Consider the following 21787-nt stretch of genomic DNA (forward strand, 5'->3'; position numbering starts at 1 on the left):
AAGTTAATTAGCTGATAATTTTGCCCTTTATCCATGAAATTAATTAATTTTGTTCTTATGGCAATATCGTGGCACATTGGGTTATAAATTTAGACAAATGCAGCATAGATAAGGGTTCAGCCGATTAGGTTCGAATCCTACTCTACCTTTTCTTCAGTTTTTTTTGACATTTCCTTAAATTCTTTTTCAAAACTTCTACGTGTTATAAATACAAATTTTCCAAAGCCAGCTTGAAGTCTATCATACATTGAAAAATCAATAGTGGTATAGCCTTCTCGATTAATCGCATCTACTTGCTTCAAGCCCCTATAACGATTCCCATATCCGCGGCAAAATCACAAAAGATAGTTTTTCTTTATATATAAAATTTATAAGTTTATAATGACTTTTTTTAGCGTAACATTATTATTTACACTACAATTAGCAATCTATTTACAACTACAAATTAAGAGTAAAAAATATATTATGTTAGGTACTATTTCCGTAAAAAAAGGTAGGTATATTGATAAAAAAACAGCTGTGATAAAATTACAATTAGGATCCATAAATTTCCATAAGTACTTGAATTACAATACTAAAAAAGATTTAATCATGTTTTTAAATCGGAATTGAGTGATCAATAGCATTGGAATTTACAGCATAAATGATAACGATATCTAATTCTAAATATTTACGGTAAACGTTTCAAATCCTCTACAAAAAAAATCAAAATTTGTTTGTACAGCGCTATTAAACTAGATGAAGCGAACCCACATTTGCTGATATGAATAATTATTCTCAATTGCCTTAGAATTAGTAATAATTAGAAATTAAACGCCAAACTCTCGCTTTAAAGGACATCTATTATCTCCAATGGTCGTATTGGATATTTTTACGTGAAGTTTTAAACAACAGATCGCCATGAAGCCATTCACTTTTGACCAAATACCTATAATGATGAACAAGATTCATGATAAATTGGATTATTTAGAAAAACTAATTGCAAGAATTTCTACTGTAGAAGAAAATAAGGAAGAACTTCTAAACATTCAAGAAGCATCAAAACTTTTAAATCTATCGGTATCAACAATCTATAGTAAAGTGTGTAAAAGGGAAATCCCATTTAATAAACAAGGTAAACGCATTTATTTTTACAGGCATGAGTTAATGAAATGGATTAAGTCTGGTCGAGTAAAAACTTATTTCGAGATCGAAAATGATATTGAAAAGAGGTGAAAAATCTGAAGTAAAACTAGATTTTTGACCTCTTTTCTTTTGACCTCTTTTTTTTTAAATCCTAATTTCTAGGTATCACCATCATATAAGACTTAGCTTTTTTATAACAGTGATGTAATAAACATTCAAAATTAATAACTATTTTTGTACAAACAACTCCCATGAGATATGTTGTCTTAATAAGGATACTTTGTTTAGTTTTGTGATAGTTTGCTTTAAATTGTACCATAATTGTACCACAGAGGTTTAAAACGCCATTAAAGTAAGGAAAGTTATTTTCTGTATCGGAAAATAGCAATCGTGAGCAAGTTAGCAGTCTTTAAACATCAATAAAATTTCAAATAAAAAGAAAATAACAGCTTTCGTTTGATCTCCAAATTAGCCAATTGTACTTAACACAATCCCTAATTTCACCACTGATAGAGCAATAAATAGCAGTGGTGAGTTATTTTTAACATAATATTACTAGGCTATCTTTCGCAAAATTCTATTTTTGTAACTTAACTATAATAATAAAAGACATGAAAGAATTAGTAGCAAAGATTAACGCTGAGTTTGAAGCATTTACTGCAGAAACAGAATCTCTAATTGAAAAAGGAGTAAAAGCTGCTGGAGCAAGAGCACGTAAGTCAACTTTAGAAATGGAAAAAATGCTAAAAGAATTTAGAAAACTTTCTATCGAAGAGTCTAAAAAATAATTCCCTTTTACACAAAAGTCCTTAGTCAATCTAGGGGCTTTTGTTTTTTAACACCATTAAGTACTATTCAAACGGAATTTACTTAGCGAGCAGCTGTATAGTAGCAGTCACATGACTGCCATTTCAGGCTATTCACTACAAGTCCGCGGGAATCGCCCTTAAAACATAAACCCAAAACGAGCTTCCTCTGGTCGCTGTTTTGGGTTTTGTTTTATACGGGCTCTTCCCTTGCGGGCTTTTCGTTACTATCCTGGGCAGAAAGTAAACCTTGGATAAAATCTATTCATCCCCATCAAAAAAATCGTTAATATCAAAATCATCACTCTCTGTCGGTGGAACTACTCCTTGCGGATTAAACAAACCCCATTCATCCCAAATGTGATTGCTAGTGTCAAAACTAGCTACCCAATCTAAAAACAACAACCGAAATTCATCAATTTCTTTTCTAATGAGTTTTACGTATTCTAAATCTTTATAACTCTCATGAAATCGCAAACTTCCCACCTGTACATATAAGTGCATCGCATGATCTCTAATAATAGCCGCATTTTGCATCCGAATACTGTATAAATCACCTCCTTCGGCTCCCGCAATTTTTACCGTAATAATCATAGCATCGGCTCGCATCAAGTCTTTTGTTCCTTGAATATAATCATCGTCTTCCGGTAACGACCCCATCAAGCTTTCAACTAATTGGTAAATCAGTTCTGCTTTTTGGAAGATTGGTAAGTTCTGAGTATTGTCTAATCTAGACATAGTTCGCTGATTAGTTTTATTAATTTAATTAAAATTTTAATTTCATTTAAAGATAGAAAGATAGTTGATTTTCTAACTACAACCAACCTGATTGAATCCATTTTAGCATAGTTCGCTTATATTCTTTTACGGAGATTAAAAATACTATTATTTTCGAAAAATACAGAAAATAATTGAATCCGACTTCTGGATAAAAATTAACATTAAATTTGGTCATAAGAACTAAAAAGTCTCTTTAAATATTTTAATTTAGTCTAAAAATTACGAATACAAAACATAATTTCATGGACGATGAAACCTTTATCTTCTGCCTCGAAGGTGTTCCTGACATAGACACCACTACAAATACTGAGGTGGTAAAAAACTTAGAAAAATTTGCCCTTGAGCATAATATTGCCAGTATTTACAAAACCTGCGATACCATTGAAGGATTAGAAGAAAGCTTAGGTGCTTTACTTTATGACGATCATAATTTTAAAGATTATGTTATTATTTATTTGGTAATGCCCGGACAAGAAAACAATATTTGCTTACATGATTATTACTATAGCTTAGAGGAAATTGCTGAGTTATTTGAAGGAAAATTAAGAGGTAAAATAGTACACTTTTCTAATAAAAAAGTTTTAGACTTAACTGCCGAAGAAGCCCAGTACTTTTTGGACATCACTAATGCTCGTGCCATTTCCGGTTACGGGGAATCATTACATACCTTGAGCAGTATTCACTTAGACAAAGCTTTTTTCAGCTTATGTGAAGAACAAGACGACCTTGTTGAAATAGTTGAAGAATTGCATCAAAAACATTATGCGCTTTGTAAACTGCTAGACTTTAGAATGTATTACTAAAAACAATAGTCCATTTTTTATAACTAAACCAAATCTACAAGGTTAAAATTTTACTGCGAACCTGAGTGCTTATCGCTAGTTTCAAAAATACTCACTCATTAAATTAGCGTCTTTGTACCTTCATAGCCATAAAAATAAAAAACTATATAATTTCCAGTAAAGTTAAACATAATTACTATTTAATAAATTAAAAATCAGTTGTTTACATAAAATTTACTAACTTTAATATATGAAAAAACATTTCAATATTATTATCGCAGGAGCCGGAGGTATTGCTGAGGCTGTTAGTTTAATTTTAGCCGAATGGAGTGATACCACTCCAACTCTTTTTATTGGCGATCGAAGTTTTTTAAAAGCTAAAAAAGTAGCTAAGTGGATAGAGGAAGGAACTACAAAACCCTGTATCATTAAAGCTTTTAATCTTGACGAAAAAGGATTAACTGAGGAAATGATTACCATCTTTCAACAAGGAGATATCATTCTGGACTGCCTGCCAGGTGTCGCAGCACCAAGAATAGCTCAATTTGCAAAAGACTTTAACCTTCATTACGCCAACCTTACTGAATATGTTGCCGAAACGGCGGAAATTATAACTTTGTCTAAAAATGCAACTACTGGTTTTCTATTGCAGACTGGCTTAGCGCCAGGTTATATTGATTTATTAGCCCATGAATTATTCAAGCAATTTCAAAATGATTACAAAGTCAACTCTATCCACACACTAGAATTTAAAGTTGGTGCCTTAACAAAACATGCCGTGACACCTCACTTTTACGGATTTACTTGGAGTCCCGTAGGTGTGGCAACCGAGTACCTGAAAGATACCATTGTACTGAGGGACTATGTCAAAACCACACTGCCGTCCTTATCAGAAAGAGCTACCATAATTATTGACGGCATTACTTATGAAGAAGATCTTACCTCTGGAGGTGCCGCAGATTTACCAGATGCTTTATCTGGAAAAGTGTGCCATCTCGATTATAAAACATTACGCTATCCTGGTCATTATGTATGGATTGAAAAGCAAATAAAAAAAATAGGCACTACAAAAGATGCAATTAAAGAACTCCAACAGAAGATGCAAGAAGCAATTCCGCATATAGAGGACGACCAAATTGTATTGTATGCTGCCATAGAAGGCAAAGACATCGAAGGAGTTTTACGCCGCCGCGAAATAGCCAAAACCATACTCCCACAAAAAATAGGGAATCATCAATTAAGAGCGATTCAGACAACTACTGCGGCACCTTTGGCGCAAGCCGCACAATTACTACTCGAAGGCAAGTATAAAGGCGCTCTTCTACAAAGCCAAATTGACTCCGCAGCATTCCTTAATGGGAATTTTGTTTCAAGAGTTTATGGAAAAATATAACACCCAATTTGTGTAAAACAAACTTCCGTTTTCAATACAAACAAAGTACATTTTTTTTGTAATATTACGTTCTATTAAAGCACAGTTAATATTCGCAAATAATGAGAACGTACTATATCAATAATGGCCAAGAGAATGGTGGGCCATTTACACTAGACGAATTAAAAACCCAACAGCTTACCAAAGCTACTTTAGTTTGGCACCAAGGTATGGACGAATGGAAGCACGCTACTGACATACAAGAACTTAAATCGTTTTTCACAGTAGTTCCTCCATCTATAAAACAAGCTATTACTACTCCCGAAATAGAGCTTTACAAAACTTCTAAAACCATATTAGGACTAAAAAAAAGTCACTTTTTTTTAGCGCTGTTATTTTCAGCAATACTCCTAACCGTTTTTATTCTTAATGTCATTCAAAATAATAAAAGAAGTGAATTAGACTTAAAAAATAAACAAACCGAATTTAGCAACGAAAAAATTAAACTAGAGCAAAACGAACGTAATGAAGAACGCATTCAAGAGGAAATTAGAAAAAGAATAGCGTTAGAAAATAATAACCTGAGAAAAAGAGATTCGATCAACAGTCGTATTAGCGAAATTAAGGCCTTGCTGATTGACAATAAAAATAAATTAGCAACATCGACAAAAGATTTAAGTGATGCCGAAAAATTTACATTCTTTCGATCTGAAAGTGAAAAAACGGAAGAAATTAGTTTGTTACAAAATGATCTCCAAAATATAGAAACTCAAATAATCCAATTAGAAAATGAATCGGACAGGTTGTATTTACAACTTGAAATGATTCGTTAAAATAGACTATTCCTTTTAATACCGTTTAAATCAATACTCAAATAATACTTTTGACTTAAAAATATAATACAACTATTAACGGAGCGGACTAAATCAAAAAATAACATGTACATACGACAGATCTATTGACTTTCTTAAAATCAGTCTGTAGCAATGTGCTAGATCCGTTGCGTCTGTGACCCAATTATTATATTTGGTATCGAAAGATATGATAAAAATCAATCACATTTTAGCCATCCAGTAATACTCATTCGGGTATTTTGAGTCACTAAAACTTCATGAAGTAGTTCATCACTTTTAAAGAAAACTGTCTTTCCTTGTGTAGGCGCGATTTTCTGGTTATTATTTTCTTGGTGAATTAGTAATTCTCCTCCATCAGCCGGTTGCCAATTGTCATTTAAATAACTAATCATCGAATACTTCCTACTAGGGTTATTGTGAAATTGATCAAAATGCTGCAGGTAAAAATCTCCTTTTTCATACAAGGAATAATGAAATTCATAGCCCGTAATTCCAGTATAACAACTCTCATTCAAGTAGGCAATAAAAGCTTCAATTTGTTCAAAAAAAGCATTTTCAAATTCATTATTGTGCTTTTTGTCTAACCAATAAATAGAATCACTTCGCACGGCGTTATCATAAGCGATTACTTCTGAATTACCTGTTCCTGCAACAATTAATAAATTTTGTTGGTTTAAGGCGAGTAAATTTTGCTTTAAGCTATTGGCCAAGTCGTCGCTTAAAAAATGTTCAGAGATCCCTACTTTATTCTCAATATAGGAGGTAATTAAAGCTTCAAAGCTATTTTCCATTGTAGTACATTGACCGAAAGTGATGCCAACGGAGCAAGGTAGTTTAAAAAGAAATAGCAATAGATTTTTATAAACTAAACTTAGTAACTATTAGTATATATGAAGAAAAAAAGGATCCAGAAGTGAATCTGAATCCTTTTTACAATTATATAACTCTTATTTTTCGATTATAATTTACTGATGTAACTGCCGTACATATCCTTAAACTGATAACCATCCGTAATTCTGTCTTTACTCAGTTTTTTATATTCTACCATCGCCCAAAGAATAAATTCTTTCATAAAGAATCGGTCTTCCTTTTCTAATTGGGGCTGGTATTTCTTAACCAAGATTTCGAGAGGTACTATTGAACCCAAAATTCTTTGGTATTCCTCATCCGTAGCGTCATCTAATAATTCAAAACCGCTTTCGGCAAAAAACCACTCAATTAAATCCGTATAAGCCGTTTTTTCATCTGGTTTTTCCAGTTTTTCAATTTTAGGAAAATAGCCTGGAAAAAAAGTATGAATCGCTGATCCAATCAGGTTTTGGGCTACATAAGCCGCTCCCTCCTGCTCTCCTTCATAAACCAACTCTACCTTACCAGTAATCGATGGAATAATCCCCATAAAATCAGACAAACGCAAAGTCGTTTTATCAACGCCAGCTTTTAGAGCACGACGTTCTGCCGTGCTTAATAAGTTTTCATAAGCAGTTATGCTCATACGGGCACTTACCCCACTTTTATTGTCAATATATTCACTTTCTCTAGCTTCAAAACTGATTTGTTCTAATAAATCTTTTGCTAAAGAAGGAACGTGAACCATATCACTCTGAACAGCATCTAGGTTTGCTTCCTGCTCCGTAATGGTACGGGCAATTTGTATCGTTTCAGGATAGTGCGTCAATATTTGAGACCCGATTCTATCTTTCAACGGAGTCACGATATTTCCACGATTGGTATAATCTTCAGGGTTTGCGGTGAATACAAACTGCATATCCAGTGGCATTCTCAATTTGAATCCTCTAATTTGAATATCACCTTCCTGTAAAATATTAAACAATGCCACTTGTATTCTCGCTTGTAAATCAGGTAATTCGTTAATCACAAAGATGCAACGGTTTGCGCGCGGAATCATACCAAAATGAATCACACGATCATCAGCATAGGACAGTTTTAAATTGGCTGCTTTGATAGGATCAATATCACCTATTAAATCCGCAACGGTAACATCTGGCGTTGCTAGTTTTTCAAAGAAACGATCACTTCTATGCAACCATGAAATAGCAGTCGCATCTCCGTTTATCGCAATTAGATCTTTGGCGTAGCGCGAAATAGGTTTCAAAGGATCATCATTGATCTCTGAACCACTCACAAACGGAATATACTCATCCAATAATTCGACCATTTTTCTGGCTAAACGCGTTTTGGCTTGACCACGAAGTCCTAATAAATTGATATTGTGACGCGATAAAATAGCACGTTCTAACTCTGGAATCACTGTATTCTCAAAACCGTGAACACCATCAAATGTTGGTTTTCCTGATTTTATTTTCTCACGAAGATTAGTACGCAATTCTTCTTTTATACTTTTACTTTGATATCCTGAAGCTTTTAATTCGCCTAATGTATTTATGTTTTCTATTTTCATTTTTTTTTATTTGTTTAACCGCAAACTGCGGGAAGTCTTTATTCTACATTCTAAACGTTACTTATTCTATTTAACCGCAAAGGGCGCAAGGCTCCACGCAAAGTTCACTAAGTCTTTTTCTCTTTATTCGTATTTCTACATTCTATTTTCAACAGCTCGAGTGAACACTAAAAACTGAACACTGAACACTATTTTATTCTCTTCTTACGATTGGTCTCATAATCCTCAAAGATCATTTCACCTAGTCCTTTCAGTCCGGTGTAAAAGGCTTTCCCTTGATTGGCTTCCGTAAATTTGTTGACAAATTGCTGCAAGTAGGGATCGTTTGCAATCATGAACGTCGTGATGGGAATGTGCAGTTTTCGGGCTTGTTGTGCCTGACTGTAGCATTTATCGACAATATATTCGTCAAGACCGTTACTGTTCATGTAGTAACTACCGTCTTTTTCGCGAACACAACTCGGTTTACCGTCCGTGATCATAAAAATTTGTTTATTGGTATTTCTCTTTCTTCGCAGTAAATCCATTGCTAATTGCAATCCCGCAACGGTATTGGTGTGAAAAGGCCCTACCTTTAAGTACGGTAAATCTTTGATGGCAATCGTCCAAGCATCATTTCCAAAAACCAAAATATCCAATGTATCTTTTGGATAACGAGTAGTAATCAGCTCTGCTAAAGCCATCGCCACTTTTTTGGCAGGCGTGATTCGGTCTTCACCATACAAAATCATACTGTGGCTAATGTCGATCATTAGCACCGTACTCATCTGGGATTTGTATTGGGTATCTTCAACAACCAAATCATTTTCAGTGAGCATAAAGTCCTCTACTCCATTATTGATTTGGGCGTTACGCAAACTTTCGGTCAAAGAAATTCGTTCAAGGCCGTCGCCAAAATGAAACTCTCTAAATTCTCCCGTATGCTCATCCCCATTGCCGGAATGTTTTGTTTTATGATTTCCGTTTCCAGAGCGCTTCAAGTTTCCAAAAATCTGATCTAAAGCTTGCTGCCTGATCGCACGTTCCGTTTTGGCAGTTATACCAATACCTGACGTTCCATCGTCCTTAAGTTCATCTTTGATGTATCCTTTTTTCTTCAAATCTTCTATAAAATCATCGATGGAATAGTGTTCATCGGTGAGTTTATATTCTTTGTCTAGTTCCCGCAACCAGTCAATTGCTTCGTCAAAATCTCCTGAAGTGTGCGTGATTAATTCTTTGAAAATTCCAAAGAGTTTATCAAACGGAGACTGATTTGGCGCCTCATATTGCTTGAAGTAGAAACCTTTTTTAGTATCATTTTTCATAGACTTTAAAATTACATCATTTTGAAACAGCGCATTGACAAACGAATATTAATTTTTAGTTAAAACATGAACTAGCCCCTCAACGTAATTTGGGCGTGACCGCAAGGGTCGTGCTTTTCGCTCTCAATCTCTCTCGTCTCGTTTTAAGAACGAGACGAGAGAGGATTTCCGCTGCAATCACTCACGCGGTATGTACATACAAGCCTATTTGATTACTACAAAAACTAATAAAATTCTCCGTCAACATAAAACCAACTTCCATCTTCTAATTTAAAAGTAGAATGCTCATGATGAATTTGCGCTTGAAGTTCGATATCAAGGTAAAATGCTTTAAAAGTAACGGTATATACAGTGGTGTCTAAAACCGATAATTTAATCCACTTATTGCTTTGAGACCATTCTAGAATATCCTCTTTTCTATGCTGTTTCCGAGTAGAAAAATGAGTTGTAGCTACGAGATAATCTGCTTTTTGGGTAGCAAATGCAGAGTAGCGGGAACGCATCAAAGCTTCTGCAGTAGGAGCTTTTTTAATTCCCTTAATGTAGACTTCGCAACATTGACTAAACTCCTTTAGCGAACCGCAATAGCATTTTAATGTTTTCATGTATCAGTTATGCCTGCCCGTTAAGAGCAATTATCTTTTGGTACAATTGATTCAATAATACTTGATATTTACTGATTTCAATCAAATCCTCGTCATCATCTGAGAAATCAAGAAAATCATCTAACTGCTCACTAACTTCCACTAATCTATTATTCGCTTCTTTTGCATTCTTAGCTGCAATCAAATCAATTATTTCCTGAACATTTTTGTTCAATTCGATGAATTTATCGTTTTCCATTATTTCTTTAATTACAGTGTATCTAAATTTTTTGCGTCGTGAAATTTTTTAGTAATTTCTTTTAATTTTTCTTTGCGAAGAATTTCTGCGTTTTTAACTCTGTCCTGCGCTTTATGAAGCTTATCGTTATGCTTTTTGATGTTTTTTTCGTTATTCCTGCTCATAATAGTTTATTTATCAATCTCTTATTAAAAAACAAGTCTTCTAATCACCATGGTACTTCCATAGTTTTTTTAAAAAAAAAATAGCTTTTATCTTAAGTAGAAGGTACTTGTATTATACAAATATGGGGCAAAGTTCGGCATTTAAATTTTAACTAATAGCAAACTCCTGCAGCTAATTAGGATCTTTTATAACTAATTAGCCTCTTTAAAAACAACACTCAATTAATAATTCAATCATAATAAACAATGAAAATTAATTTATTAACATTATTTCTTCGTTTAATAAAAATCAAAACAATAAATTAGTTGACTATATAGGCTTAGTAAGTTTTTAAACCGCATTTCAATACGAATGCAGTCATTCCTTACTTTAATTAAATCTTTATAATTTTACGGTTTCCCGTAATATTATAATATATTTATGGAATCTTACTAATTAATTTTTTATATAAATAATTCAAGATTCCCTAAATCTATCAAAAAGTATAAATGAGTTCTAAAAATAATAGATTAAAATACTTCAGTTGGTTTTTAACGAAGCCTAGAACTACCGGTTTTTTCACGTTCTTATTCTTGAGCACTATTGTTGGATACATAGGCTATCAACAATATAAAATAATTGAAGATGACGAACAGTATGCTATGAGGAATAAGCTTCAAATTATTCGTCAAAATATTGAACAGTCACTTAAAAATTCGTATACCACAACACTAACCTTAGCTCTTACGATAAATGATAAAGGAGTTCCTGAAAATTTCGACAGCATTGGCAAGAAATTATTAGCTTCAAATCAAACTATCTCAGCCGTACAATTAGTTCCTAAAGGAGTAATTCGGTATACTTTACCCATGAAAGGCAACGAAGCTGCAATGGGCTTAGATATTTTAAAGTCGGTATATCTTCAAAAAGAAGCGTTAAAATCAATTCGAAATCAAAAAATGTACTTTGCAGGCCCTATTAATTTAAAGCAAGGCGGTGTTGGAATTGTAGGGCGTCTTCCAGTATTCCAGAATAATAAATTCTGGGGTTTTTCAGCAGTAATCATTAAACTAGAAGATTTATTGAAGTCTTCAGGAGTTTCTAGCATCGACAGTGCTAAATATTACTTTCAGTTTTCAAAAATAGATCCTGCTAGTGAAAAAGAAGTCTTCTATCTGCCCAAAGAGAACAAATTTTCAAACAATTATAGCGTTGCGATTAGTATTCCTGACGGCGATTGGAAGATATACCTTACATCAAAGCATCAAAATTATCTATATGCACAAATTGTACTACCCGCCATTTTCGGTTTGCTTTTAGCTGGATTATTTGGTTTTCTGATAACCCTGATGCTGAAAAAACCAGCTGAATTACAGCTTTTAGTGGAACAACAGGCCGCTAATCTTTCTGATGGTGAAATAAAATTTAAATCTATTTTTGACCAAGCGGCCGTGGGGATAGCCTATATGGATTCCTTTAGCGGCTATTTTCTCGAGATTAATGAAAAATATTGCAAATTATTAGAATATTCAGAGCAAGAATTACAAAATAGAACTTTTCAATCCGTAACGCATCCTGACGACTTAAAAGAAGATCTATCTAATTTGGAAAAACTGAAGCAAGGAACAATTAGGGAGTATTCCATGGAAAAACGGTACCTAACAAAGTCGGGGAAAATTATCTGGACTAATCTTACCGTTTCACCACTTTGGAATATAGATGAAAAACCTTCGACACATATTGCGATTGTTGAAGATATTTCATTAAAAAAAGAGGCTGAGCAATTACTTATAAAAAGCAAAATGAGTTTTAAAAACCTTTTTGACGATTCACCAATGCCTTTGTGGGAAGAAGATTATTCTGCAGTAAAAAATTACCTTCTGGAGTTAAAACTCATTAACGAAAGTGGTAAAACAGTTTCGTCTTATTTTAGGAACCATCCCGAAGTAGTAAAAAAATGCTTCTCTCTAGTAAAAATTGTAAATGTCAATAATCAATGTTTAATTCAATACGCTCCAAAAACCAAATCTGAACTTCTTAATAATGTCGATCTCCTATTTGGCGAAGAATCTATCCCTTCTTTTTCAAAGCATCTAGAAGCCATTTGCAAAGGAAAAAGGCATTTGATGATGGACGCGAAAATAAAAAAACCAACAGGTGAAATCAGAGATATTCATTTTGTATATAGCGTACTGAGAGGGTATGAAGATTCTCTGGAAAGAGTAATCATATCAACAGAGGATATTACAGAGCGAAAAATAGCTGAAAAAAAAATTATTGATTCACAAAAAAGAACTGAATCTCTCATCAATACTATTGATGGAATCGTATGGGAAAGCGATATTGAAACCTTTTCTTTTTCTTTTATAAGTAAAAAAGTAGAGCAAATATTAGGGTACACTTCACAGGAATGGATTGCAAGTCCTACTTTTTGGGCAGACCACATTCATCCAGAGGACAGGGAAACTGCAATTAATTATTGTATTTTAAAAACAAGTCAAAATTTAAACCATGATTTTGAATATCGAATGATTGCAAAAAACCGTTCAATTGTTTGGCTAAAAGACATCGTAACTATCGTTTTTGAAAATGATAAGGCCTGTGGCTTACGGGGAATTATGATCGATATTACCAAAAATAAGGAAGCAGAAAAAGATTTGAAGTATTCTTTTAACATGGTTACCGAACAAAATAAAAGACTTTTGAATTTTTCTTATATTGTATCTCATAATCTAAGATCACATACCAGTAATATTGCATCAATAATGTCGTTAATTGAATCTTCAGATTCTGAGCAAGAAAAAAACGAGATGTTACTGCTATTGAAATCAGTTTCTAATTCGTTAAACGAAACGATGCTACACCTCAATGATGTTATCAATATAAGAAACAACATTGGTTTGGTTTCAGAATCTTTAAACTTAAATCAATATGTAGAGACTGCGCAAAATGCACTTTCTGAACAAATAAGTACCCACAACGTTTCTATTTTGAACGAAATATCGAATGATGTAACGGTCAATTACAACCCCTCCTACTTAGAGAGTGTTTTACATAACATCCTATCTAACTCAATCCGTTACAGGCATCCTGACCGGAAACCCATTATTACCATTAAATGGTTAATTGAAGATAAAAGGAAAGTACTGCAAATTTCGGATAACGGCATTGGAATAGATCTGGTAAAAAATGCCGACAAAATCTTCGGGATGTACAAAACATTCAGCAATAATCCTGAATCAAAGGGAATTGGCTTATTTATTACAAAAAACCAAATTGACGCTATGAACGGCAACATTACGGTCGAGAGTACACCAAACATAGGAACTACATTTAAAATCTATATTCGATGACAAAAAAGAAAATATGGGTCATAGACGATGACGCAATTTATCAAATTATAATTACTAAAATTATTCAAAAAACAGCTCTATTCTCAGCTATCTCATCCTTTCGTGATGGAAAAGAAGGAATAGTTGCCTTGATCAATACGATAGAAAATAAGGAATTACTTCCAGATATTATTCTACTTGACATCAATATGCCTGTTATGGACGGATGGGAGTTTATGGAAGAAATGGGAATGCTGCAATCTTTAAAAAATGAAAACATTAGCGTCTACATTGCTAGTTCTTCCATTGCTATTGAAGACAGGAATAAATCAAAAAAATATCCTGCAATTTTAGGCTATTTGTCTAAACCTATTTCGCTAAATGATATCGAATTGATCGCCTCCAATGATTAAATATCAAACCGCAATTAAGTTGTAGTAGAAATCAAATTAACTCACGCTTAATCTCTTCTAAAGTTTTATTAGTAAAAATCAATTCCTCTATAATTTGTTTCCGCAAAACATCTAAGTCATCGTATTCATAATACTTAGCCCATGCCGTCAAATTGAGTAGATTCCTAATTTGTTTGATTTTTTTAGTGGTTTCAAAACTTGTACGAAGTACTGCTTTTCCATTATAATTAGGATTATTTTTGTGCTGGTAATTAACAGCATTCTTCCCATAATTCATTTCTAAATAATATAATTCTTCCAGCGAATTATCAGGATAAAATTGTGTCCAAGGTGCAAAACCTAATTTTGTTTTTGAATCAGATTCAGGTTTCATAGGTTCTAATCTCCATTTACTATTAGCTAATCGTCCCCAATGATTTGATACTCGAAACATCCCTAATTTAGTATAATAATAACAACTCCCCGACTTACTTTCATATTGTACCGTTAATCCTTCAAGATTGTTTAACAGTACCTCCTGAAACACACAAAAAGTGTTCTTAAAAGATTTGGGACTGGGACGAAATATTTTTTCCATTGAACAAAGGTAATCAGAAAGTCTAAAATGCAGCAGCGGGAACTAAATATTTGATTAACTTTGCCAATTAGAATTTTATAAAATTAAATTGATCATGACAAAGTCTTCACAAGAAAAAATGTTACAAAAAGGGGTTTATACTGGGATAATGGAAAAAGATGAAAACAACAATTTTTTTTGTGGTATATATCTTTTAGACTATAAAATGGCGATTTCTAATCATAATTTAGGAGATTATATTACAATTAAGTCAATCATTGAAAACCCTAGTGATATCAGCCACAACAAGTACCCTAAAAAGTCTAAGAATTTCGATAAAGCAAACAACAAACCACAACAATAACATTGTTTTAGAGTCTCTTTTTTGGCAAAATAATAACTAATGTACTCTCTTTTTTAGGAATATTTTTTAGTCTCAAACTAAAATTTTAAAAAAAAGTGTACCTTTGCAAAAAATTTGTCGATTCTGAAACCAAATTATATTGATTTTATATTAAAAGACAAGTAGTTACCATATTTATGAAAAAAATAGTTGAATACCGCAAACTGCTAAATGTAGAAAAAACTGCAGAGCTTAAAGAGTTAAAAACGATCTACCGTAATTCTATGAAAGAATGTCATCCTGATAAATTTCAAGGTGATGAGGCAGGATTAAAAGCAGCTGAAGAAAAAAGTAAACAAGTAATTGAGGCCTACCACTTCTTAGTAAGTATCAATCCTGAAACTACAAAGTTGAACTTACCTGAATATACAGAAACAATTACAACTGCAGCAATAACAGATTATAAATTTGTTGAAGGTAGATTGATCATCAATTTTTCAAACGGTAGCGTTTATGAGTACATCAGTGTACCTAAAGCAACTTATGTAAAAATGGTGAATGCATCTTCTCCAGGAAGATTTGCAAAAAGACATATTCTTACATCTTTTACTTGGAGAAAAACATTGAACCAAGACTAGATTATTCTAAAAGAGAAATATAAAAGCACTCCTAATTGGGTGCTTTTTTTATGCGCTGTTATTTTACTTTAAAGTCTTTTGACTACAAAATAGGATTGCATAAAATTAAATTATAGGTCCTAGTATAATTAATTTGTTTTAAGTACTTTAGGCGTGCTTAAATACTACTATACAAATGACGAATCACTACGACAGGTACAAATCACAACATAAAAAGGCAGAACAAACCCTAAACATTTTAAAAGCAACAAAGGCCGAAATTGACTTAAGCCTAGAAACAGACCCTATTAATGCTGCCTTGCACAAAGAATTAAGAACGGTAAATCTAGAAATCAAGATTACTTTAAATGAAATAGAACAAGCTGAATCTGACATTCAGCGATGTGAACTGCAATTTCAGTTACCTTAAAAACCACCTTTATGTTAAATCTCTAAATCAAAAATACCCACTATTTTAAAAAAAGGAGTGCTATTAAACTAGATTAGTGATTTCAATCAATCCCTATCTTCCTGCATACAACTACCAACATTATTACAACGCTTTGACTAAATACTGATAACACTCTAAATTAAACACTAATTTCTCGCGAAACAAAGACTAAAGAATATTGCTAACCGAAATAATGTATTACAAACGTTATCTCGTTTAAGTCGCACCCTTTTATTAGATAATTTAACAGCTTCCCTCGGTTAATTATCATTGTGAATACTAAAAAAATAACAAAAATTTAGGTCATAAAATTAATTGTACCTTAATAATTTTAAATACTTTTGCACACTTAACTTAATTAACTAAATTAATAATGAAAAAAATAATTTTATTACTTTCTGCTGCTGTTGTTTTATTTTCTTGCAACAAAGTTGGAAAAGACGAATTCCTTATCACTGGTACTGCAACTGGTATTGAAAATGGTAAAACTATAATCTTAGAAACTCAAGATCCTACTACTGGTGCTATTACAGCTTTAGATACTGTAAAAGTAGAAAACGGTAAGTTTGAAATCAAAGGAAAAGTTACTGAACCAGCTTTCCATACAATACAATTAGAATCAGTAGCTGGAAAACAACCTTATGGAAAAATTCCTTTTATCTTAGAAAATGGAGAAATCACTATCGCTATTGATAAAGACAGTATTCAAAAATCGAAAGTTTCAGGAACTTACAGTAATGATGAGTATGTTAAATTCAATGAGGAAATTAAAGTAGTTCAAAAGAAACTAATGGATTTCCAAAATCAAAACATGCAAGCAATGAATACAGCACAACAAGTGAAAGATACAGCTGTAATCAATAAATTGATGAAAGGATATTCAGAAATTCAAGCAGAAGTTGGTGCTGCCACTAAAGCAAAATATACAACTTACGCTGAATCACATCCTAAATCATATATTAGTGTTTTAATTGTACAAGGAATGGCTAACGATCCAAGTGCTGACATTAAAAAAACAGAAACAATTTTCAACAGTTTAGAAGAGTCTTTAAAAAACACTAAAGCTGGAAAAACGGTAAAAACAAAACTTACCGAAATTAATACTCCTGCTGTTGGTGCTACTGCTGCTCCTGTTGGAGACGCTAAATGAACTTCTAATTTTTCTGCCCCTAACCCAGAAGGGAAAGTCATTTCTCTTAAAGAAAGCTTAGGGAAAGTTACAATTGTAGATTTCTGGGCTTCATGGTGTGGTCCATGTCGTCAAGAAAACCCAAATGTAGTTGCGATTTATAAAGAGTTACACTCAAAAGGGCTTAATATCATTGGTGTTTCATTAGATAAAGATGCAGCTAAATGGAAAGAAGCTATCGCAAAAGATAAGTTAACCTGGAATCAGGTTTCTAATTTAAAATTTTGGGATGAACCAATTGCAGCTCAATATGGAGTTGAAGCAATTCCTGCAACTTTTATACTTGATGCTTCTGGTAAAATCGTGGCAAGAGATTTAAGAGGTGCAGAACTTAGAACAAAAATCCTTGAACTTTTAGCCAAATAATCGCTTTTCAAGAACAAAATAAAAAAATCTCCCTAGTGGAGATTTTTTTATTTTGTTCAATACCAATACGTTAAAAATAATACTAAAATTAAGTTCAAATTTAGTTTGCAGAAACGAAAAGTGTTACTATATTTGCCACCGCTAACAACATAAGTGTTGTACTCAAAGGCTTCGGGGAGATACTCAAGCGGCCAACGAGGGCAGACTGTAAATCTGCTGACTACGTCTTCGTAGGTTCGAATCCTACTCTCCCCACAAAAAGGGATTAAGAAAGAAAAATGAAAGCTTTTCAATCTTTTCAAAAGTCCTCAAAAACAGTGTTAAGCCTGCAAATCCAACGATTTGCAGGCTTTTTTCATTTTCTGCACTTTGTCAAAATTTATAATAACGCTCAAAGTTTCTATGGCAGAATCGTGGCACATTTGTATTTTTTAAAATGTGCCACAGAATATCATCTAAACCCCCATTAATACTGTAGTTAACGTACTTAACGACTTGATTTTTTGAAATTACAATTCTACATTTATTAACCCTAAAAGTTGAATTATGTTAGAAAGCAGTTTTGGGCTGGTTTTCTTTTTGAAAATCCCCCGCAATGAAAGTAAAATTAGAGCCGTTTACCTTAGAATTACCGTCGATGGAATTCCTAAAGAAACATCTACAAAACGTAAGTGGGATATCTTACGTTGGGATCAAAAACTAGAAAGAGCAATCGGTTCCAAGGAAGATGCAAAATCTATTAACTTTTTCTTGGATTCTCTTATTCTTAAAATCAATCAATATAAGACTGAGAATATGTATAACGGCAAACCTATAACTGCTCAGAAAGTTATGGATTACATTTTGGGAAAAAATGCTGCAAGAGCGAAAGTTGTTGAAGAATTCCAAAAACATAACGATGAAATGACGGCTCTACTAGGTAAAGGATATGCAAAAGGAACTCTTGATCGTTTCACAATCACTATTAATCATTTAAGAGCTTTTATTAGACTTAAATTTAATGCAGAAGATCTCGAATTTTCTGATTTGAATCTCGCATTTATAAAAGACTTTGAATTTTACTTACGGTCTGTGCGCAATTGCAGTAATAATACAACCCTTAAATATATCGCTAACTTTAAAAAGATAGTTCTACGTGCGATTGACAATGAAGTCATCTTAAAAGATCCATTTAAGAACTTTAAAGGTAAAAAATCAAAAATCATAAAAAAACCTCTTTCTACTCAGGAATTATATGAATTGGAGCGACATTACTTTAGTACTGACCGACTCAATGTGGTGAGAGACGTGTTCGTTTTTCAATGCTACACAGGGTTAGCTTATATTGATGTATATCAATTAAAAAAGACTGATATTAAAGTGGGTGTCGATAAATTATCATGGATCATGTCTGAAAGACAAAAAACAGGATCTTCAACTAATGTCCCTCTCCTACCGCAAGCGCTTAAAATAATCGAAAAATATAAAGAACATCCTCTTTGTTTACAACGTGGCACTGTTTTGCCTATTGCTTCAAATCAAAAAATGAACGAATACCTAAAGGAGATTGCATTACTGTGTGCTTTTCCGTTTACTCTCAATACTCATATGGCTCGCAGAACGTTTGGGAGCACCGTTACCTTACAAAATAACGTCCCAATCAATGTTGTGAAGGAAATGCTTGGGCACTCCTCTGTGAAGCAGACAGAAGCGTATGCTATAACGGAACAAGTTACAGTTGGACGGGAAATGGCATTACTTAATAAACGGATAAATAAAACTGATCCTGTCATGTGTGAGTCAGATCTAGTCATCCTCACCAGATTAGAGAAGGAAATAAAAAAGATCAAGCAAAAATATAACCTATCTTGACCAAAATTTTGTGATGTCAACCAGAGAGTTTATAATTGTATAAGGTGATATATAAAGCCTAGGAGGTAATTACACCTCCAAAGAAAACAATCATCCAATTAAAACATTTTAAACTTCATTTTGAACACAAAACAAATCAATTTGGATACAAACTGATTTTATAAACTACTGAACTTTGCACTTCACAATTAAAACATTCAAAATGAAGTACAAAATTTTAGGAAATACAGGTTTAAAAGTTTCAACTCTATGTTTAGGGACGATGAATTATGGGGGGAAAGGTTTTTTTGGCTATATGGGAAATCTCGACCAAAATGCAGTAGATGAACAAATTAAAACCGTAACGGAAGCAGGCGTCAATTTTATAGACACAGCTAATATTTATTCAGAAGGATTATCGGAAACAATGATTGGTCGAGCCATCAAAAATTTAGATATTAATAGAGATGATTTGGTTTTGGCTACAAAAGTTAGAGGTACAATGGGTAAAAGTCAGAATGACCTTGGACTTTCAAAAAAGCACATTATTCAACAAGTTGATGCCATTTTAAAAAGACTCGGAACTGATTATATCGACCTTTATCAAATTCACACCATCGACCCATTAACTCCTATCGAAGAAACCATTAGAACGTTGGATGATTTGGTTAGAAGTGGTAAAATAAGATATTTTGGAGCTTGTAATACTTCCGCTTGGCAACTAATGAAAGGCTTGAGTTATTCAAAATACAATCATTTAGATCGTTTTGCTTCTTTACAAGCCAACTATTCATTAGATGTTCGAGATGCAGAACGTGAAATTGTTCCTTTGCTTTTAGACCAAAATGTTGGAATGCTTATTTGGAGTCCTTTAAGTGGTGGTTTATTAACAGGTAAATACAAAAGAAATGGGCAAAAAGAAGAAGGAAGATTAAATACTTTTCCGTTTCCACCTTTTCACGAAGAAAGAGCTTATGATGTTTTAGACGTGTTGAGACCAATGGCTGAACAAAAAAAGGTGTCAATTGCTCAATTAGCATTGGCTTGGTTACTACACCAACCTGTTGTAACAAGTGCAATCATTGGTGCTACAAAATTACATCAATTAGAAGATAATTTAAAAGCGGTAGAAGTTACTTTTACAAACGATGAATTGGAACAATTAAATAATGTTAGCAAAATACCTATTGAATATCCAGGAAATGTTCTTGAAATAATGACAATGGATAGAAGTGCAGGAATTGATTTCCAAAATGCTTAAATTTACAAATTATCAAAGCAGGCAATAATTTAGTATTGCCTGCTAATATTAAATTATGAAAAATTTAAACCCAAATATCATAAAAATAAATTCAGTAGTGGCTATACACCATTTTTTGGGATTACCAAGTCCCTTAAATCCATTAATTACAATTATTGACCATTCTACAACGACTCCTAATAATCAATCCAAAAATCAAAAATTACTATTAGATTTTTACAACATTTCTATAAAAAGAAGTTTTAAAGGACAACTTAAATATGGCAAAAATAATTATGATTTTGATGAAGGAACAATGTCATTTATTGCGCCAAATCAGATTATAGCTGTTGATAAAGAAGAAGACAAAAATAATGATGGTTGGTCGCTATTATTTCATCCTGATTTAATTAGACAATATTCATTAGGTAAAGCTATTAAAAATTACGGTTTTTTTAATTACGAAACAAATGAGGCATTACACCTATCTGAAGAAGAAGAAAAAACAATTGAAATCATTGTGAAAAATATTCAAAATGAAATCAATTCACGTTTAGACAATTTTAGTCAAGATGTTATTGTGTCTAATCTTGAATTGATTTTGAGTTATTGCAACCGGTTTTACAGTCGTCAATTTCTAACAAGAAAAATGGCCACCAATGATTTACTGATAAATTTTGAATTTGTTTTAGAAAATTATTTCTCTAAAAATTCAGAAATACTATTACCTACAGTTGATAAAGTAGCAAAGGAACTCAATGTTTCTTCTGCCTACTTGAGTGATATGTTACGAAATGTAACGGGTCAAAACACGCAACAACATATTCACAATAAACTAATCGAAAAAGCCAAAGATATTTTAACAACTACTCAAATGAGCGTTAGTGAAATTGCTTTCCTCTTAGGATTTGATTATCCACAATCATTTAGCAAACTGTTCAAAAACAAAACAAATTTAACGCCCATACAGTTTAGAAAAGCATATAACTAACAAATGATTCCACAGACAGCAGTC

The 21787-nt window shown here is 32.8% G+C and carries 22 protein-coding genes, 1 tRNA gene and 1 pseudogene; 16 read left to right on the forward strand and 8 right to left on the reverse strand.

The genetic code is table 11. The features are described from left to right. The first annotated feature begins 900 nt into the window (after positions 1-900). The gene (locus AC4PRO_RS16580) at positions 901-1215 is read left to right on the forward strand and encodes a helix-turn-helix domain-containing protein (RefSeq protein ID WP_074723849.1); all 315 of its coding nucleotides are present in this window, start codon (positions 901-903) and stop codon (positions 1213-1215) included. A gap of 521 nt (positions 1216-1736) precedes the next feature. Continuing rightward, on the forward strand, positions 1737-1913 hold the full coding sequence (locus AC4PRO_RS16585) for an Hc1-related histone H1-like protein (RefSeq protein ID WP_074723847.1): 177 nt from the start codon (positions 1737-1739) through the stop codon (positions 1911-1913). Positions 1914-2192: 279 nt separating this feature from the next. Here AC4PRO_RS16585 and AC4PRO_RS16590 read toward each other — a convergent pair whose 3' ends face one another. Further along, a complete protein-coding gene (locus tag AC4PRO_RS16590) occupies positions 2193-2669 on the reverse strand; it encodes a hypothetical protein (protein WP_492118175.1) in 477 nt (158 codons plus the stop codon). Positions 2670-2953: 284 nt separating this feature from the next. On the opposite strand from AC4PRO_RS16590, the gene AC4PRO_RS16595 reads away from it, so the two are divergent. The 3 genes from AC4PRO_RS16595 to AC4PRO_RS16605 all read left to right on the forward strand — a co-directional run bounded on the left by AC4PRO_RS16595 (position 2954) and on the right by AC4PRO_RS16605 (position 5698). Beyond that, positions 2954-3514 (forward strand): DUF6642 family protein, encoded by a 561-nt coding sequence (locus tag AC4PRO_RS16595; protein WP_074723844.1) that lies wholly within the window; start codon positions 2954-2956, stop codon positions 3512-3514. Between the two features lie 229 nt (positions 3515-3743). Next, a complete protein-coding gene (locus AC4PRO_RS16600) occupies positions 3744-4886 on the forward strand; it encodes a saccharopine dehydrogenase family protein (protein WP_492118176.1) in 1143 nt (380 codons plus the stop codon). A 101-nt stretch (positions 4887-4987) separates the two neighbouring features. After that, the gene (locus AC4PRO_RS16605; protein ID WP_492118177.1) at positions 4988-5698 is read left to right on the forward strand and encodes a DUF4339 domain-containing protein; all 711 of its coding nucleotides are present in this window, start codon (positions 4988-4990) and stop codon (positions 5696-5698) included. A gap of 218 nt (positions 5699-5916) precedes the next feature. Here the strand turns inward: AC4PRO_RS16605 and AC4PRO_RS16610 are convergent, their stop codons facing one another. From AC4PRO_RS16610 to AC4PRO_RS16635, 6 genes are all read right to left on the reverse strand, one after another. Next, positions 5917-6510: a 2OG-Fe(II) oxygenase gene (locus AC4PRO_RS16610; protein ID WP_074723840.1), complete on the reverse strand. Its 594-nt coding sequence runs from the start codon at positions 6508-6510 to the stop codon at positions 5917-5919. Positions 6511-6677: 167 nt separating this feature from the next. Further along, positions 6678-8141 (reverse strand): AAA family ATPase, encoded by a 1464-nt coding sequence (locus AC4PRO_RS16615; RefSeq protein WP_492118178.1) that lies wholly within the window; start codon positions 8139-8141, stop codon positions 6678-6680. 188 nt (positions 8142-8329) lie between these two features. Then, the gene (locus AC4PRO_RS16620; RefSeq protein WP_074723837.1) at positions 8330-9448 is read right to left on the reverse strand and encodes a vWA domain-containing protein; all 1119 of its coding nucleotides are present in this window, start codon (positions 9446-9448) and stop codon (positions 8330-8332) included. A 224-nt stretch (positions 9449-9672) separates the two neighbouring features. Further along, positions 9673-10053, reverse strand: a complete 381-nt coding sequence (locus AC4PRO_RS16625; protein ID WP_492118179.1) for a YchJ family protein — start codon at positions 10051-10053, stop codon at positions 9673-9675. Between the two features lie 7 nt (positions 10054-10060). Next, positions 10061-10291 (reverse strand): hypothetical protein, encoded by a 231-nt coding sequence (locus AC4PRO_RS16630; protein WP_074723834.1) that lies wholly within the window; start codon positions 10289-10291, stop codon positions 10061-10063. Positions 10292-10302: 11 nt separating this feature from the next. Next, the gene (locus tag AC4PRO_RS16635) at positions 10303-10455 is read right to left on the reverse strand and encodes a hypothetical protein (protein WP_175460287.1); all 153 of its coding nucleotides are present in this window, start codon (positions 10453-10455) and stop codon (positions 10303-10305) included. A 489-nt stretch (positions 10456-10944) separates the two neighbouring features. Between AC4PRO_RS16635 and AC4PRO_RS16640 the strand changes: the two genes are divergently transcribed. Next, positions 10945-13788, forward strand: a complete 2844-nt coding sequence (locus tag AC4PRO_RS16640) for a PAS domain S-box protein (protein ID WP_492118180.1) — start codon at positions 10945-10947, stop codon at positions 13786-13788. Continuing rightward, complete coding sequence (locus AC4PRO_RS16645) at positions 13785-14180, forward strand: response regulator (protein WP_074723832.1); 396 nt, start codon at positions 13785-13787, stop codon at positions 14178-14180. Before AC4PRO_RS16640 ends, AC4PRO_RS16645 begins: the two co-directional genes overlap by 4 nt. Positions 14181-14211: 31 nt before the next feature. Here the strand turns inward: AC4PRO_RS16645 and AC4PRO_RS16650 are convergent, their stop codons facing one another. Beyond that, entirely contained in the window at positions 14212-14757 is a 546-nt protein-coding gene (locus tag AC4PRO_RS16650; protein WP_074723831.1) for a hypothetical protein, read from the reverse strand. A gap of 94 nt (positions 14758-14851) precedes the next feature. Here AC4PRO_RS16650 and AC4PRO_RS16655 point away from each other — a divergent pair, with 94 nt between their 5' ends. From AC4PRO_RS16655 to AC4PRO_RS16695, 9 genes and pseudogenes are all read left to right on the forward strand, one after another. Next, positions 14852-15100 (forward strand): hypothetical protein, encoded by a 249-nt coding sequence (locus AC4PRO_RS16655; RefSeq protein ID WP_074723830.1) that lies wholly within the window; start codon positions 14852-14854, stop codon positions 15098-15100. A gap of 176 nt (positions 15101-15276) precedes the next feature. Next, positions 15277-15717, forward strand: coding sequence for a KTSC domain-containing protein (locus AC4PRO_RS16660; RefSeq protein WP_074723829.1), 441 nt, complete (start codon positions 15277-15279; stop codon positions 15715-15717). A gap of 175 nt (positions 15718-15892) precedes the next feature. Beyond that, on the forward strand, positions 15893-16126 hold the full coding sequence (locus AC4PRO_RS16665; RefSeq protein WP_074723828.1) for a hypothetical protein: 234 nt from the start codon (positions 15893-15895) through the stop codon (positions 16124-16126). A 394-nt stretch (positions 16127-16520) separates the two neighbouring features. Beyond that, the gene (locus AC4PRO_RS16670; protein WP_083380484.1) at positions 16521-17297 is read left to right on the forward strand and encodes a DUF4369 domain-containing protein; all 777 of its coding nucleotides are present in this window, start codon (positions 16521-16523) and stop codon (positions 17295-17297) included. Between the two features lie 18 nt (positions 17298-17315). Beyond that, positions 17316-17702, forward strand: a pseudogene (locus AC4PRO_RS16675) (TlpA family protein disulfide reductase); the annotation flags it as partial. Positions 17703-17875: 173 nt separating this feature from the next. Continuing rightward, positions 17876-17957, forward strand: a tRNA-Tyr gene (locus tag AC4PRO_RS16680). 291 nt (positions 17958-18248) lie between these two features. Further along, positions 18249-19553 carry a site-specific integrase gene (locus tag AC4PRO_RS16685; RefSeq protein WP_492118181.1) on the forward strand — a complete coding sequence of 435 codons (1305 nt, stop codon included), beginning with the start codon at positions 18249-18251 and terminating at the stop codon, positions 19551-19553. Positions 19554-19755: 202 nt separating this feature from the next. Beyond that, complete coding sequence (locus AC4PRO_RS16690; protein ID WP_492118182.1) at positions 19756-20793, forward strand: aldo/keto reductase; 1038 nt, start codon at positions 19756-19758, stop codon at positions 20791-20793. 55 nt (positions 20794-20848) lie between these two features. Further along, complete coding sequence (locus AC4PRO_RS16695; RefSeq protein ID WP_492118183.1) at positions 20849-21763, forward strand: helix-turn-helix domain-containing protein; 915 nt, start codon at positions 20849-20851, stop codon at positions 21761-21763. Positions 21764-21787 lie beyond the last annotated feature (24 nt).

Source organism: Flavobacterium sp. DW-iso2, assembly GCF_058725285.1.

Excerpts from the sequence above, each read along its gene's own strand:
- AC4PRO_RS16580 (WP_074723849.1), top strand. The coding sequence starts at position 901 with ATGAAGCCATTCACTTTTGACCAAATACCTATAATGATGAACAAGATT.
- AC4PRO_RS16615 (WP_492118178.1), bottom strand. The coding sequence starts at position 8,141 with ATGAAAATAGAAAACATAAATACATTAGGCGAATTAAAAGCTTCAGGA.
- AC4PRO_RS16670 (WP_083380484.1), top strand. The coding sequence starts at position 16,521 with ATGAAAAAAATAATTTTATTACTTTCTGCTGCTGTTGTTTTATTTTCT.
- AC4PRO_RS16660 (WP_074723829.1), top strand. The coding sequence starts at position 15,277 with ATGAAAAAAATAGTTGAATACCGCAAACTGCTAAATGTAGAAAAAACT.
- AC4PRO_RS16645 (WP_074723832.1), top strand. The coding sequence starts at position 13,785 with ATGACAAAAAAGAAAATATGGGTCATAGACGATGACGCAATTTATCAA.
- AC4PRO_RS16655 (WP_074723830.1), top strand. The coding sequence starts at position 14,852 with ATGACAAAGTCTTCACAAGAAAAAATGTTACAAAAAGGGGTTTATACT.
- AC4PRO_RS16600 (WP_492118176.1), top strand. The coding sequence starts at position 3,744 with ATGAAAAAACATTTCAATATTATTATCGCAGGAGCCGGAGGTATTGCT.
- AC4PRO_RS16695 (WP_492118183.1), top strand. The coding sequence starts at position 20,849 with ATGAAAAATTTAAACCCAAATATCATAAAAATAAATTCAGTAGTGGCT.
- AC4PRO_RS16640 (WP_492118180.1), top strand. The coding sequence starts at position 10,945 with ATGAGTTCTAAAAATAATAGATTAAAATACTTCAGTTGGTTTTTAACG.
- AC4PRO_RS16605 (WP_492118177.1), top strand. The coding sequence starts at position 4,988 with ATGAGAACGTACTATATCAATAATGGCCAAGAGAATGGTGGGCCATTT.
- AC4PRO_RS16650 (WP_074723831.1), bottom strand. The coding sequence starts at position 14,757 with ATGGAAAAAATATTTCGTCCCAGTCCCAAATCTTTTAAGAACACTTTT.
- AC4PRO_RS16610 (WP_074723840.1), bottom strand. The coding sequence starts at position 6,510 with ATGGAAAATAGCTTTGAAGCTTTAATTACCTCCTATATTGAGAATAAA.
- AC4PRO_RS16585 (WP_074723847.1), top strand. The coding sequence starts at position 1,737 with ATGAAAGAATTAGTAGCAAAGATTAACGCTGAGTTTGAAGCATTTACT.
- AC4PRO_RS16665 (WP_074723828.1), top strand. The coding sequence starts at position 15,893 with ATGACGAATCACTACGACAGGTACAAATCACAACATAAAAAGGCAGAA.
- AC4PRO_RS16635 (WP_175460287.1), bottom strand. The coding sequence starts at position 10,455 with ATGAGCAGGAATAACGAAAAAAACATCAAAAAGCATAACGATAAGCTT.
- AC4PRO_RS16590 (WP_492118175.1), bottom strand. The coding sequence starts at position 2,669 with ATGTCTAGATTAGACAATACTCAGAACTTACCAATCTTCCAAAAAGCA.
- AC4PRO_RS16625 (WP_492118179.1), bottom strand. The coding sequence starts at position 10,053 with ATGAAAACATTAAAATGCTATTGCGGTTCGCTAAAGGAGTTTAGTCAA.
- AC4PRO_RS16620 (WP_074723837.1), bottom strand. The coding sequence starts at position 9,448 with ATGAAAAATGATACTAAAAAAGGTTTCTACTTCAAGCAATATGAGGCG.
- AC4PRO_RS16595 (WP_074723844.1), top strand. The coding sequence starts at position 2,954 with ATGGACGATGAAACCTTTATCTTCTGCCTCGAAGGTGTTCCTGACATA.
- AC4PRO_RS16690 (WP_492118182.1), top strand. The coding sequence starts at position 19,756 with ATGAAGTACAAAATTTTAGGAAATACAGGTTTAAAAGTTTCAACTCTA.
- AC4PRO_RS16685 (WP_492118181.1), top strand. The coding sequence starts at position 18,249 with ATGTTAGAAAGCAGTTTTGGGCTGGTTTTCTTTTTGAAAATCCCCCGC.
- AC4PRO_RS16630 (WP_074723834.1), bottom strand. The coding sequence starts at position 10,291 with ATGGAAAACGATAAATTCATCGAATTGAACAAAAATGTTCAGGAAATA.